General features: G+C 69.5%; 12 protein-coding genes and 1 pseudogene. 10 read left to right on the top strand and 3 right to left on the bottom strand.

Annotated features, from left to right (window positions below):
* The 3 genes from ACFTZB_RS34125 to ACFTZB_RS34115 all read right to left on the bottom strand — a co-directional run.
* On the bottom strand, nucleotides 1-999 hold a 999-nt coding region (locus ACFTZB_RS34125), incomplete at its 3' end, for an NADP-dependent oxidoreductase (RefSeq protein ID WP_378438516.1).
* Between the two features lie 5 nt (nucleotides 1,000-1,004).
* Nucleotides 1,005-2,504: an AMP-binding protein gene (locus tag ACFTZB_RS34120; RefSeq protein ID WP_378438514.1), complete on the bottom strand. Its 1,500-nt coding sequence runs from the start codon at nucleotides 2,502-2,504 to the stop codon at nucleotides 1,005-1,007.
* Between the two features lie 56 nt (nucleotides 2,505-2,560).
* A complete protein-coding gene (locus ACFTZB_RS34115) occupies nucleotides 2,561-3,049 on the bottom strand; it encodes a MaoC family dehydratase (RefSeq protein ID WP_378438512.1) in 489 nt (162 codons plus the stop codon).
* A 160-nt stretch (nucleotides 3,050-3,209) separates the two neighbouring features.
* On the opposite strand from ACFTZB_RS34115, the gene ACFTZB_RS34110 reads away from it, so the two are divergent.
* The 10 genes and pseudogenes from ACFTZB_RS34110 to ACFTZB_RS34065 all read left to right on the top strand — a co-directional run bounded on the left by ACFTZB_RS34110 (nucleotide 3,210) and on the right by ACFTZB_RS34065 (nucleotide 13,165).
* The gene (locus ACFTZB_RS34110) at nucleotides 3,210-4,028 is read left to right on the top strand and encodes an SDR family oxidoreductase (protein ID WP_378438510.1); all 819 of its coding nucleotides are present in this window, start codon (nucleotides 3,210-3,212) and stop codon (nucleotides 4,026-4,028) included.
* A pseudogene (locus tag ACFTZB_RS34105) lies at nucleotides 4,025-4,180 on the top strand (enoyl-CoA hydratase); the annotation flags it as partial. The gene ACFTZB_RS34110 and the pseudogene ACFTZB_RS34105, both read left to right, overlap by 4 nt.
* Before the next feature lie 70 nt (nucleotides 4,181-4,250).
* A complete protein-coding gene (locus ACFTZB_RS34100; protein ID WP_378438508.1) occupies nucleotides 4,251-5,501 on the top strand; it encodes an acyl-CoA dehydrogenase family protein in 1,251 nt (416 codons plus the stop codon).
* A gap of 1 nt (nucleotide 5,502) precedes the next feature.
* On the top strand, nucleotides 5,503-6,285 hold the full coding sequence (locus tag ACFTZB_RS34095; protein ID WP_378438506.1) for an SDR family oxidoreductase: 783 nt from the start codon (nucleotides 5,503-5,505) through the stop codon (nucleotides 6,283-6,285).
* On the top strand, nucleotides 6,278-7,312 hold the full coding sequence (locus ACFTZB_RS34090; RefSeq protein WP_378438504.1) for a phosphotransferase family protein: 1,035 nt from the start codon (nucleotides 6,278-6,280) through the stop codon (nucleotides 7,310-7,312). Before ACFTZB_RS34095 ends, ACFTZB_RS34090 begins: the two co-directional genes overlap by 8 nt.
* A 17-nt stretch (nucleotides 7,313-7,329) precedes the next feature.
* Complete coding sequence (locus ACFTZB_RS34085) at nucleotides 7,330-8,520, top strand: acyl-CoA dehydrogenase family protein (protein ID WP_378438502.1); 1,191 nt, start codon at nucleotides 7,330-7,332, stop codon at nucleotides 8,518-8,520.
* The gene (locus ACFTZB_RS34080; protein ID WP_378438499.1) at nucleotides 8,517-9,617 is read left to right on the top strand and encodes an acyl-CoA dehydrogenase family protein; all 1,101 of its coding nucleotides are present in this window, start codon (nucleotides 8,517-8,519) and stop codon (nucleotides 9,615-9,617) included. Before ACFTZB_RS34085 ends, ACFTZB_RS34080 begins: the two co-directional genes overlap by 4 nt.
* Nucleotides 9,618-9,652: 35 nt before the next feature.
* A complete protein-coding gene (locus ACFTZB_RS34075) occupies nucleotides 9,653-10,636 on the top strand; it encodes an NADPH:quinone oxidoreductase family protein (RefSeq protein ID WP_378438497.1) in 984 nt (327 codons plus the stop codon).
* Between the two features lie 28 nt (nucleotides 10,637-10,664).
* A complete protein-coding gene (locus ACFTZB_RS34070; protein ID WP_378438495.1) occupies nucleotides 10,665-11,453 on the top strand; it encodes a RhlG family 3-oxoacyl-ACP reductase in 789 nt (262 codons plus the stop codon).
* A gap of 53 nt (nucleotides 11,454-11,506) precedes the next feature.
* The gene (locus ACFTZB_RS34065; RefSeq protein WP_378438493.1) at nucleotides 11,507-13,165 is read left to right on the top strand and encodes an AMP-binding protein; all 1,659 of its coding nucleotides are present in this window, start codon (nucleotides 11,507-11,509) and stop codon (nucleotides 13,163-13,165) included.
* Nucleotides 13,166-13,203: the final 38 nt, after the last annotated feature.

The following is a 13,203-nucleotide window of genomic DNA, read 5'->3' as shown; positions in this document are numbered from 1 at the left end:
CTTCAGCACCAGCTTGCCGGTGTTGGCGCCGTCGAACAGCAGGTTGAGGGTGCGGCCGAACGCCTCGACGCCTCCGGTCTCGACCTGTTCGCGGGTCACGATCTCGCCGGCGCGGATCCACTCCGACATCGCCTCCATGCCCTCGGGGAACCGGTCGAGGTAGTCGAACACGATGAACCCGGTCATCGACGCACGGTTGACCAGTAGCGACAGGTACCGGGACGGCCCGGGCTGCGGGTCGGTGGCGTTGTATCCGGAGATCGCGCCGCACAGCGCGACCCGGGCGTTCTTGCGGAGCCGGGCCAGCGCGGCGTCGAGGATCTCCCCGCCGACATTGTCGAAGTAGAGGTCGATCCCTTCCGGCGCCGCGGCGCGCAGCGCCTTCCCGACCGATTCGGACTTGTAGTCGATCGCCGCGTCGAAACCCAGATCCTCGGTCAGCCACGCGCACTTCTCGGGGCCGCCGGCGATGCCGATCACCGTGGCGCCCTTCAGCTTGGCGATCTGCCCGGCGATGCTCCCGACCGCTCCCGCCGCCCCCGAGATGAGCACGGTGTCGCCCTTCTCCAGCCTGCCGACGTCGGTGAGACCGAAATAGGCGGTCATGCCGGGAAAGCCGAGCGCGCCCAGCCACGTCGGTGCCGGGGCGAGCGACTCGTCGACGGCGAGCGCGCCGCGGCCGTCGGAGAGCGCGTACTCCTGCACGCCGAACTGCCCGGACACGAGCTGTCCTTCGGGGAACTTCGCGTTCTTCGACGCCACCACCCGGCCGACGGCGTGAGTGCGCATTACCTCGCCGATCGCGACCGGCGGCACGTACGACTTCACGTCGTCGAGCCACCCGCGCATCGCCGGGTCGAGGGACACGTAGTCCACCTTCACGGTGAATTCGCCGTCCGAGGGTTCGGGTATCGGTTCCGACGTGATCTCCCAGGTGGAGTCGTCGGGACGGCCGACCGGACGCTTCGCCAGCCGGACCTGCCTGTTCACGGTTGTCACGGTGTTCACCTTTCGGGTGCTTCTGCGGTCAGTGCGTCGTTTCTCAATGCGGTTCTGTCGATCGACCGTTTGAGGATCTTTCCGGTCGACCCCTTGGGGAGGGAGTCGACGATCGCGACGATCCGGGGAATCTTGTATGCGGACAGCCGTTCCCGGGCCCAGCCGGTCAGTTGGGCGCCGTCCAGCCCGGAACCGGGGACAGTGGCCACGACCGCAGCCACCTCCTCGCCGTAGTGATCGTCGGGGACGCCCACGACGGCGGCCTCGAGGATGTCGGGGTGCGTGTACAGGACCTCCTCGATCTCACTCGGGTACACGTTGTAGCCGCCCCGGATGATGAGATCCTTCACCCGATCGACGATGCGCAGATCCCCGTCCGCATCGATCTCGCCCAGGTCCCCGGTGCGCAGCCAGCCGTCCGGGTCCAGGACGGCGGCGGTGTCGGACGGCCGGTTCCAATAGCCCTTCATCACCGTCGCACCCTTCACGAACACCTCGCCGACGGTCCCGGGCGGGCAGGCGAGCCCGTCGTGGTCCCGCACCTCGACCGCAAGCCGGGGCACCGCGCGACCCGTGTAGCCGATCTTCCCGCCGCGGTCGATGTCGTTGAACGTGCCGAACGCGGTGGTCTCGGTGAGCCCGTAGCCCTCGAGGATGGTGCATCCGAAGCGAGACTCGAATTCGCGGGCCACCTCGCCCGGAAGTGATGCGCCCCCGGAGATGGCGATGCGCAGTTGCGTGAAGTCCTGCGAGTCGGTGCCGTCCGCGGCATGCAGCATGGCGTTCCACATCGTCGGCACACCGGCCATGATCGTCAGGCGGTCCCGGCGGAGCAGGGCGAGCATCGCCGCCGGATCGAATCGGGCCAGCAGCGTCAGCGACCCACCGCCGGTGAACGTCGCCATCATGACCGAGGCCTGGCCGAACACGTGGAACAGGGGAAGTCCGGTGCCGGTCCGGTCTTCGCTCGAACCGCGACTGCATTCGGCGCCGATCTCGCCGCCGGACAGCAGGTTCCCCACCGTCAGCTCCGCGCCCTTCGGCCGCCCGGTGGTGCCGGACGTGTAGAGGATGGCGGCGGTGTCGTCGCGGTCCCGCTCGGCGACGGGAACAGGCTCGGTGTCCGGCGACGCACTGTCGGGGGTGAGCGTCCAGACGGGGATGTGCAGTGCGGCGGCCGCGTCGGCGATCGCGGGCCCGAGTTCGTGCCACACGATGGCGAGTGCGGCGCCGGCATCGGTGAGGACGTACTCGGTCTCGGGCCGGGTCGACATCGTGTTCACCGGCACCACGACGCACCCAGCCGCCTGAATGCCCAGGTACGCGACCACGAACTCGGGCACCGAGGGTGCGGCCAGAAGGACTCGGTCGCCGGGGGACAGGCCCGCTTCGTTGAGTGCTCCCGCGCACCGGGTGCTCGCGGCGCGCAACTGCCCGTAGGTCAGGGTGCTGTCCGCACCTCGCAGCGCGATGTTGTCGGGAGTGGCGTCGGCGTGGCGGGACACCGGATCGAGCACATTCGCCCGTGAGTAGTTGTCAACCGCGGGCGGTTCACAAGTGCTCACGGCTGCTGGCCGGCCTCGACGACGCGGGCGACGGATTCGGACACGACCACCGGTTTGTCGGAGCCCTCGCGCTCGACCACCTGGGACATGGTCACCTGGATGCCGCCCCCGACCTGTTCCGCGGATTGGATGGTGGCCCGCATCCGGATGCGTGAACCCACCGGCACCGGCGCGGGGAAGCGGACCTTGTTGTAGCCGTAGTTCAGGCTGTGGGCGAAACCGTCGAAGCGCAGCAGGGTCGCCGACAGGGCCGGTCCGAGGGACAGGCTGTAGAGGCCGTGCGCGATGGTGCCGCCGAGCGGGCTGGCGGCGGCGCGCTCGGTATCGATGTGGATCCACTGGTGGTCGCCGGTGGCGTCCGCGAAGGCGTTGACGCGTTCCTGGGTGACGTCGTGCCAGTCGGTGGGGCCCAGCTCCTTGCCGATCAACGCCGTGAGCTCGTCGAAGCTCGCGGGGCGAACGGGCAGTGCGGTGGTGTCGGTCATCTGTCTCCCTCGATTCCGGGTGGTGCAGGGCCTGGATGTGTCACGTTGGCTGCATCGGAAGTCGGGTGTTCTCGGACTCCAACACTTGAACTTGACGACGGATTCAACTATACAAAAGAGAGACGCGAGTCACAACGCACGGCGAAGGAGAGGACACCTCGTGAAGGTTGCACAGAAAGTCGCCATCGTGACCGGCGGTGGCGGCGGAATCGGCGGGGCGATCGCACACCGTCTCGCCGAACAGGGCGCCAAGGTGCTGGTCGCCGATCTCGACCCGGACGCAGCCGCCGCCGTCGCGGACGGCATCAACGCCCGCCACCCGGGATCCGCCGTCGCCGACGGTGGCGACGTCGCGGACACCGATCAGATCCGGCGCATCATCGACCGCGCGGAGACCGAGTTCGGGCCGGTCGATCTCTACTTCGCCAACGCCGGCATCGCGGGAGCGCCCGGCCTCGACGCCGGCGACGCCGACTGGGACCTCGCGTTCGACGTCAACGTCCGCGCCCACATCCGCGCCGCCCGGCAACTCGTGCCGAAGTGGATCGCGCGCGGCGAGGGCTACTTCGTGTCGACCGCCTCCGCGGCCGGCCTCCTCACCCAGATCGGCTCGGCGACCTACGCGGTCACCAAACACGCGGCCGTCTCGTTCGCCGAATGGCTGTCGGTTACCTACGGGGACGACGGGGTTCGCGTCAGCTGCCTCTGCCCGATGGGAGTCGAAACGAAGTTGATGCGCTCCGGCGAGAACTCCGGTGACCCCCTCGGCGTCGCTGCCACGAAGGCCGTCGTCTCGGCGGGGGAGGTGCTGCAGCCCGGGCAGGTGGCCGACATCGTGCTCGACGCCGTGGACCGGGAGACGTTCCTGATCCTGCCCCACGAGAGCGTCCTCACCATGTACCGGCAGAAGGGGTCCGACTACGACCGCTGGCTGCGCGGAATGCGCCGCTACCAGAGTTCGCTGCTGGAGCACGCGTGACCGGCGAGCCTGCAGACCTGGTCCTCGCCGACCGGCGCGGACCGGTCCTGGTGCTGACGTTCAACCGGCCCGGCAAGCTGAACGCCTGGACCGACGACCTCGAGGACCGCTACTTCACGCTGCTCGTCGACGCCGCGGTCGGGGCCGATCTCGTCGAGGGCGTCCAGAGCCACCTCGACAAGCGCACACCCGTGTTTCCCTCACTACCCGTCAGGAGTTCTCATGTCCCTGTTTGACATTTCCGCACGCGCCCAGCAGTTGCAGGTCGATCTGCGGGGGTTCATGGATTCGCACGTGTATCCGGCGGAGGCGGTGTACGAGGAGCAGATGCGGGAGTCGGGGGATCCGCATTTCCAGCCGCCGGTTCTGGAGGAGCTCAAGGTGGAGGCGCGGCGCCGGGGTTTGTGGAATCTGTTCCATCCACACCCGGGTACGGGTGCCGGGTTGACGAACCTCGAGTACGCGCCGTTGGCGGAGATCATGGGGCGCAGCCATATCGCGTCGGAGGCGTGCAACTGCAATGCGCCGGACACGGGCAACATGGAGGTACTGGAGCTGTTCGGCACGGCCGAGCACAAGGAGAAGTACCTGAAGCCGTTGCTGGAGGGGACGATGGCGTCGGCGTTCGCGATGACCGAACCCGCGGTGGCGAGTTCGGACGCGACCAATGTGGAGTTGTCGATGGTCCGTGACGGCGACGAATATGTGCTGAACGGCCGAAAGTGGTTCGCGTCGAACGCGTTGCACCGCAACTGCAAGGTGCTGATCGTGATGGGCAAGACGGATCCGTCGGCGGCGCCGCACCGGCAGCAGTCGATGATGGTGGTGCCGATCGATGCGCCCGGGGTGACGGTGATGCGGGGGCTGCCGGTGTTCGGGTATCAGGACCGCGAGGGGCACGCGGAGATCGATTTCGCGGATGTGCGGGTGCCGGTGACGGACGTGCTGAAGGGCGAGGGCGAGGGATTCGCGATCTCCCAGGCCCGGCTGGGGCCGGGCCGGATCCACCACTGCATGCGGGCGATCGGGATGGCGGAGCGGGCACTGGAATTGATGTGCCGCCGGGCGTCGTCGCGGGTGACGTTCGGGAAGCCGGTCAGTGAGAACGCGAACATCCAGGACTGGATCGCGGAGGCGCGCATCGAGATCGAGATGATCCGGTTGCTGACGCTGAAGGCGGCGTATCTGATGGATACGGTGGGGAACAAGGAGGCGCGGACGGAGATCGCGGCGATCAAGGTGGCGGCTCCGAACATTGCGCTGAAGATCGTGGACCGGGCGATTCAGGTGCACGGCGGCGCGGGCGTCACCGACGACTTCCCCCTCGCCATGGCCTGGGCGCACCTGCGCACGCTGCGCCTGGCCGACGGTCCCGACGAGGTCCACAAGCGCGCCATCGCGCGGCAGGAACTGCGGCAGTACCGCGACACCGCCCACGCTTCCACCAACGGACACAAGGTTGCGGTGAGCTGACATGGCCGGACTCGACCTCACCGGACGCACCGCGATCGTCACCGGCGCCTCGCGGGGCATCGGGCTGGCCGTCGCCCGGGCCCTCGCGGCCGCCGGCGCCGACGTGGTGCTCACCTCACGCTCCCAGGAATCGGCCGACGCCGCCGCGGCGCAGGTCGGGGGTACCGCGATCGGCGTCGCCGCGCACGCCGTCGACGAGGAGGCCGCCCGGCGGTGCGTCGACACCACCGTCGAACGCTTCGGCAGCCTGGACATCCTGGTCAACAACGCGGGAACCAACCCCGCCTTCGGACCGGTCATCGACCAGGACCACGCACGGTTCGCCAAGACCTTCGACGTGAACCTGTGGGCGCCGGTGCTGTGGACCGGCCTGGCCACCAAGGCGTGGATGGGCGAGCACGGCGGCGCCGTGGTCAACACCGCGTCCATCGGCGGCATGGCGTTCGAGGCGAACATCGGCATGTACAACGCGTCGAAGGCCGCGTTGATCCACCTCACCAAGCAACTGGCACTGGAACTCTCACCGAACGTGCGGGTCAACGCCGTCGCTCCCGGTGTGGTGCGGACCAAGCTGGCCGAGGCGCTGTGGAAGGACCACGAGCAGGCCGTGTCGGCGTCCACGGCGCTGGGGCGGATCGGCGAACCCGAGGACATCGCGTCCGCGGTCGCGTTCCTCGTCTCCGATGCCGCGAGCTGGATCACCGGCGAAACCATGGCGATCGACGGCGGGCAACTGCTCGGCGACGCAATCCCGTTCCGGCAGGGGGCCCAGCTCGGTGTCTAGCGTGGACGTCGTCGGCATCGACACCGAGGCCGTGAGCCGCTGGATCGGCACGCTCGGCATCGACACTGCCGGACCGCTGACCTTCGACCGGATCGGCCTCGGCCAGTCGAACCTCACCTACCTGGTCCAGGACCGGGCGGGTGGCAGATGGGTGCTCCGGCGCCCACCCCTCGGGCACCTGCTCGCGTCGGCCCACGACGTCGCCCGCGAGGCGCGGATCCTCTCCGCCCTCGAGGACACCGCGGTGCCCACCCCGCGGGTGTTCGGGCTCACCGACGACCCGGAGGTCACCGAGGTACCGCTGCTGCTGATGGAGTTCGTCGACGGCCAGGTCGTCGACCGCATGTCGGTCGCGGAATCCCTGACGCCGGAACGTCGCCGGGCGATCGGCCTGTCGCTGCCGCGGACGCTGGCGAAGATCCATGCGGTGGACCTCGAGAGCACCGGGTTGACCGACCTGGCCAGCCACAAGCCGTACGCGCAGCGTCAGCTCGAGCGGTGGTCGAGTCAGTGGGAGAAGTCGAAGACCCGCGAGCTGCCCGCCCTCGACGACCTGACCAGGCGGCTCACCGACTCGGTGCCGGAACAGCGGGAACTGACGCTCGTGCACGGCGACTTCCACCTGCGCAACGTCATCACCTCCCACGAGACCGGGGCGGTGACCGCCGCCCTGGACTGGGAATTGTGCACGCTGGGCGAACCGCTTGCCGACGTCGGCAGCCTGCTCGCCTACTGGCCGGAGCCCGGCGAGACCACCGGCGGCGACTTCCCGGCATCCACCCTCGACGGTTTCCCGGACCGGGCGGAGATCGCCGGGGTGTACCTCGACGAGACCGGACGCGACCCGAAGGCCTTGGCGTTCTGGCACGTCCTCGGCCTGTGGAAGGTGGCGGTCATCGCGGAGGGCGTCATGCGCCGTGCCCGGGACGAACCGCAGAACAAGGCGGCCGCGGGAACCCCGACCGTCGAGCGTATCGACGACCTCGTGGCCAAGGCGTGCGACATCGCCGCCCGGGCCGGAATCTGACCGAAGGACTGAGGACGATGAGCACTGACGAACAGGCGATCGCACGCGACCTGAGCGGCCGCATCGCGACCCTCCTGGAACAGAACGACCAGTCGGATCCGGTCCGGTTCCTCGGGGCCCGCTTCGACGCCGGCCTCGCGTGGGTCCACTTCCCGCCCGGGCGCGGCGGTCTAAGTCTGCCGCAGAGCTTCCAGGCGCAGGTCGACGCCGAACTCGCGGCCGCAGGGGCGCCCGGCCCGGCGAAGAGCCGCAACGGGATCGGACTGGGCATGGCCGCGCCGACCATCGCCGCGTTCGGCACCGACGAACAGCAGCAGAAGTACCTTCGGCCGATCTTCACCGGCGAGCACATCTACTGCCAGCTGTTCAGCGAACCGGGGGCGGGTTCCGACCTCGCCGCCGTCGCGACGCGAGCCGTCCGTGAGGGTGACGGCTGGACGGTCAACGGGCAGAAGGTGTGGACATCGGGGGCGCAGAACGCGCAGATGGCCATCCTCGTGGCCCGAACGGATCCGTCGGTGCCCAAGCACGCCGGGCTCACCTACTTCCTCTGCGACATGAGCGATCCCGGAATTGACGTCCGGCCGCTGCGGCAGATCACCGGTGAGGCCGAGTTCAACGAAGTGTTCCTCACCGACGTCCACATTCCCGATTCCGATCGGCTCGGCAGCGAGGGACAGGGCTGGAAGGTCGCCACCGCGACCCTCAACAACGAACGGGTTGCGATCGGCGGTTCCGCGGCCGCCCGCGAGAGCGGCATGATCGGACCGGTCGCGCGCGCCTGGCGCGAACAACCCGAACTCCGCGACCCCGCGATGCACGACGAACTGCTCCGGCTGTGGGTCGACGCGGAAGTCGCACGGCTGACCGGCGAACGGCTGCGGCAGCAACTCGAGGCCGGGCAGCCCGGCCCCGAGGGATCCGGACTGAAGCTGGCCTTCGCCCGGCTCGCGCAGACCATCTCGGGCTTCGACATCGAACTCCACGGTGAGGCCGGGCTGCGCTACGACGACTGGACCATGCGCCGCCCGGACAAGGTCGACTTCACCGGCCGCGAACCCGGATACCGGTACCTGCGCGCGAAAGGCAACTCGATCGAGGGCGGCACGTCCGAGATCCTGCGCAACGTCATCGCGGAACGCGTCCTCGGCCTCCCTCCGGAGCACCGCGTCGACAAGGACATCGCCTGGAAGGACCTGCCCCGATGAACACCGCAGATCTGCTGTACTCCGACACGGAAGACGCCCTGCGCGACAGCGTCCGCCGGCTGCTCGCCGACCGCTGCTCGCACGAACTGGTCGTCGGGGCGTACGACGGGACGCCCGCCGACTTCTCCGGGGTGTGGAAATCCCTCGCCGTCGAACTCGGCCTGGCCGGCCTGCTCGTCCCCGAGGAACTGGGCGGCGCCGGGGCGAGCGCCCGTGAGGCCGCGGTGGTCATGGAGGAGATCGGACGCGCCGTCGCACCCGTCCCGTACCTGTCCAGCGCCGTACTCGCGACGGTCGCGCTGCTGACGGCGGGCGACACCGAGACGGTCGGCGTACTCGCCGACGGCACCACCACCGGTGCGCTCACGGTCGGGCTCGCGACCGCACCCGGCCGGTTCACCCCGGCCGTGCGCCGGGACGGCGACTCCCTCACCGGGACCGTGACCGGTGTCGCGGGCGCCGCGGAGGCCGACATCCTGATAGTGCCGGTCGAGGGTCCGGACGGGCTCGAACTGCACACCGTGCCCGCGGGCACCGCCGGGGTCACCGTCACCCCCGTGCTCGCGCTCGACATGACCCGGCCGCTGTCCGACGTCGCGTTCGACGCCGCAGCGTCCATCCGCATCGACCACGGCAACGCCGCGGACGCGGTCCGGGAGGCCCTCGTTCTCGGCGCCGCACTGCTCGCCTCCGAGCAACTCGGGCTCGCGCAGTGGTGCTTCGAGACGACGCTGGCGTACGTCAAGGACCGAACCCAGTTCGGCCGCGCCGTCGGGTCGTTCCAGGCGATCAAGCACCGCCTCGCCGACCTGTGGCTCGAAGTGACGTCCGCGGCCGCCGCGGCCCGCTACGCCGCCGACACCGCCGCCCGGGGCGACGCCGACGCCGAGGTCGCGGCCGCCGTCGCGCAGGCGTACTGCAGCGGGGTCGCCGTCCACGCCGCGGAGGAGTGCGTTCAGTTGCACGGCGGAATCGGCATGACCTGGGAATACCCCGCCCACCTGTACCTGAAGAGGGCGAAGAGCGACCAGTTGGCATTCGGCACCGCCTACCGTCACCGCGCGCACCTCGCCGGCCTCATCGACCTGCCCGCGTAACCCGGGCCCCACCACCGACAGTCAGGAAGCAATCCATGAAGGCATGGCGTGTCCACGAACTCGGCGAGCCGCGCACCGCGCTGCAGCTCGAGGAGATCCCGGACCCCACGGCAGGCCCCGGACAGGTGCTGGTCCGGGTCCTCGCCGCACCGGCGAACTTCCCCGACGTGCTGCTGTGCCGCGGCGAATACCAGATCACGCCGCCGCTGCCGTTCACGCCCGGAGTCGAGCTGTGCGGCGAGGTGGTCGCGGTCGGTGAGGGTGTCACCCGCTTTGCCGCCGGCGACCGGGTGATCGGCAACCCGAACCTGCCCGGCGGCGGATTCGCGCAGATGGCCGTGATGGACGAGGTCAATACGTTCGCAGCCCCGTCCACGCTCGATGACGCCGAGGCGTCGGCGTTGAGCATCGGCTACCAGACGAGTTGGTTCGCGCTGCACCGGCGGACGCAACTGAAGCCGGGGGAGACCCTGCTCGTCCATGCTGCCGCGGGCGGAGTGGGCAGCGCCGCGGTGCAACTGGGCAAGGCGGCGGGCGCGAAGGTCATCGGCGTCGTCGGTGGCGCAGACAAGGCCGACTACTGCCGGCGGCTGGGCGCGGATCTGGTGATCGACCGGCACACCGAGGATTTCGTCCCGCTGGTCAAGGAATTCACCGGCGGACGCGGAGCGGATGTCGTCTACGACCCGGTCGGCGGCGACGCCTACGCGAAGTCCACCAAGTGCATCGCGTTCGAGGGCCGGATCCTGATCATCGGCTTCGCAGGCGGCACCATCCCGACGCCCGGCCTCAATCACGCCCTGATCAAGAACTACTCCATCATCGGACTGCACTGGGGCCTGTACAAGCAGTACAACCAGCAGGCGATCGCCGACTGCCACGAGGAGTTGACCCGCCTCGCCGAGTCCGGGGCCATCAGGCCGCTCATCAGCGAGCGGTTGTCGCTCGCGGACGTGGCCGACGGTATCGGCCGGCTCGGCGACGGCAGCACGGTCGGCCGCCTCGTTTTCCAACCCTGAAGTCCTCCAGTCCTGAAAGGGAACGCACATGGATGCAGGTTCGCTGTTCGACGTCGCAGGCAAGACCGTGGTGGTCACCGGAGGTTCGCGGGGTATCGGCCGGATGATCGCGCAGGGGTTCGTCCAGGCCGGGGCGACCGTCGTGATTTCCGCCCGCAAGGCGGAGCCGTGTGAGAAGGCCGCCGCCGAACTGTCCGCCCTCGGCCCGGGCACGTGCCACGCCCACCCCGCCGACCTGTCCACCGAGGAGGGGATCGCGGGGCTGGTCGCGCGGGTCGCCGAGGTGTCGCCCCGACTGGACGTCCTGGTGAACAATGCCGGCGCGACGTGGGGTGCGCCGATCGACGAGTTCCCCGCCGCCGGGTTCGACAAGATCTTCGACATCAACGTCAAGGGCGTGTTCCTGCTCACCCAGGCGTTGCTGCCGAGTCTGCGGGCCGCCGCGACGGACGGCGACCCCGCCCGGGTGATCAACATCGGGTCGATCGACGGACTGGTGGTGTCCGGTACCGAGAACTTCTCGTACGGGGCGAGCAAGGCCGCGGTCCACATGCTCACCCGCAAGCTCGCCGCGGCGCTGGCCGCCGAGCGGATCACCGTCAATGCCATTGCGCCGGGACCCTTTCCGAGCAAGATGATGGCCTTCATTCTCGACGACCCGGAGCGGAAGGAGGCGATCGAGGGATCGGTGCCGCTCGGCCGGGTCGGCACACCGGAAGACGTCGCGGGCACCGCGATCTTCCTCGCCTCACGCGCCGGGGCCTACGTCACCGGAACCGTCGTCCCCGTCGACGGCGGGATGTCGGGCACACGCTGAACAGCAGGTTACACAGTCGGAACACGGAACGAGCGAGAGGCGGCACGGCGACGATGAGCTGGTACGACGACAGGCCCTGGATGGACCGGTACGACGAGAACACGCGTTCCGTGGGGGAGATCCCCGCCCGGACAGCGCTCGACATGTTCTCGGCCGCGGTCGAGTCCGCCCCGGACGGGCCCGCCGTCCGGTACCTCGGCGGCACCCTGAGCTACCGCCAGGTCGACGAACTCAGCGACGGCGTGGCCGACTACCTCGCGGAGAACCGCTTCGGAACCGGCGACCGGCTCGCGATCTACCTGCAGAACGTCCCGCAGTTCGTGCTGGCGTTGATCGGCACGTGGAAGGCCGGAGGGGTCGTCGTCCCGCTGAACCCGATGTACCGGGACGAGCTCGCCCACATCCTCACAGACGCCGGAGTCACCGCCATTGTGTGCAGCGAGAACGCGTGGGCCGATCGGGTGGGGGAGCGCGCGTCCGCCGCCGGCGTGCGGATCGCGCTGACCGCCAGTGAACTCGACATCCAGACGTCGGGCGACGCACGGGTCTTCGGGGGAGTGACCCGGGCGCGCGCCGAGGGCGTGCCCGACCTGCTCGAGGTGGCCCGGGCACGCGCGGGCGCCGACCTGCCGGATCCCGGGCTGGTTCCGGACGACATCGCGCTGGTGTCCTACACGTCCGGAACGAGTGGAGTCCCCAAGGGCGCCACCAACACGCACCGGAATCTCACCGTCAACAGTTCCATCCTGCGCCTGTACGAGAGCAAACCCGCCGGTTCGCCGATCTTCGCGCTCGCGCCGCTGTTCCACATCACCGGGATGGTGTGCCAGTTGCTCACCGCGATCGACCTGGCGTCGCCGTTGATCCTCGCGTACCGGTTCGAGGCGGGAGTGGTGCTCGACGCTCTCGAGCGGGAGCGGCCGGTGTTCATGGTCGGCCCGTCCACCGCCTACATGGCGCTGATGGCGCACCCCGACTTCTCCCGTGAGCGCTTCGCCTCGCTGGAGGCCGTGATGTCCGGTGGCGCCCCGCTGCCACCCGCCATCGTCGAACGGTTCCGGGAGCTGACCGGAAAGTACATCCGCAACGGGTACGGGCTCACCGAGACCAGCGCGCCGTGCGTCGTCGTCCCACCGAATCTGGAGGCGCCCGTCGATCCGTCGTCCGGCACGCTGGCGATCGGCCTGCCGCTGCCCTCCGCCGTGATCCGGATCGTCGGGGAGGACGGCGCCGACCTCGAACCACTCGAGGTCGGGGAGATCGCCGTCGACGGACCCATGGTCGTGCCCGCGTACTGGAACAAGCCGGACGCCACCGCGCAGTCGCTGCCCGGCGGCCGGTTGCTCACCGGCGACGTGGGATTCATGGACGCCCAGGGCTGGGTGTACGTCGTCGATCGCAAGAAGGACATGATCAACGCGTCCGGTTTCAAGGTCTGGCCCCGCGAGGTCGAGGACGTCCTCTACCGGCATCCCGCCGTCCGGGAGGCAGCCGTCGTCGGCGAACCGGACAGCTACCGCGGCGAGACCGTCGCCGCGTTCGTCAGCCTCCGCCCCGGGCAGAGGGTGGAGACGGACGATCTCGTCGAGTACTGCCGGGAGCGGCTCGCGAGCTACAAGGCGCCGCGGCGCGTCGAGATCGTCGACGAACTGCCCAAGACGGCCAGCGGGAAGATCCTCCGACGCGAGATGCGCCGCAGCACCCCGGCCTGAGCCCGCCACGTCTCCGACGAACGGGACGCTCGTAGCGT

It is taken from the genome of Rhodococcus sp. NPDC057014 (assembly GCF_042673295.1).
Taxonomy (GTDB): Bacteria; Actinomycetota; Actinomycetes; order Mycobacteriales; family Mycobacteriaceae; genus Rhodococcus_F.
Note: the sequence above shows the minus strand (reverse complement) of the source record. Positions and strands in the feature narration are given on the sequence as shown.

Excerpts from the sequence above, each read along its gene's own strand:
- ACFTZB_RS34070 (WP_378438495.1), top strand. The coding sequence starts at position 10,665 with ATGGATGCAGGTTCGCTGTTCGACGTCGCAGGCAAGACCGTGGTGGTC.
- ACFTZB_RS34080 (WP_378438499.1), top strand. The coding sequence starts at position 8,517 with ATGAACACCGCAGATCTGCTGTACTCCGACACGGAAGACGCCCTGCGC.
- ACFTZB_RS34100 (WP_378438508.1), top strand. The coding sequence starts at position 4,251 with ATGTCCCTGTTTGACATTTCCGCACGCGCCCAGCAGTTGCAGGTCGAT.
- ACFTZB_RS34065 (WP_378438493.1), top strand. The coding sequence starts at position 11,507 with ATGAGCTGGTACGACGACAGGCCCTGGATGGACCGGTACGACGAGAAC.
- ACFTZB_RS34085 (WP_378438502.1), top strand. The coding sequence starts at position 7,330 with ATGAGCACTGACGAACAGGCGATCGCACGCGACCTGAGCGGCCGCATC.
- ACFTZB_RS34095 (WP_378438506.1), top strand. The coding sequence starts at position 5,503 with ATGGCCGGACTCGACCTCACCGGACGCACCGCGATCGTCACCGGCGCC.
- ACFTZB_RS34115 (WP_378438512.1), bottom strand. The coding sequence starts at position 3,049 with ATGACCGACACCACCGCACTGCCCGTTCGCCCCGCGAGCTTCGACGAG.
- ACFTZB_RS34075 (WP_378438497.1), top strand. The coding sequence starts at position 9,653 with ATGAAGGCATGGCGTGTCCACGAACTCGGCGAGCCGCGCACCGCGCTG.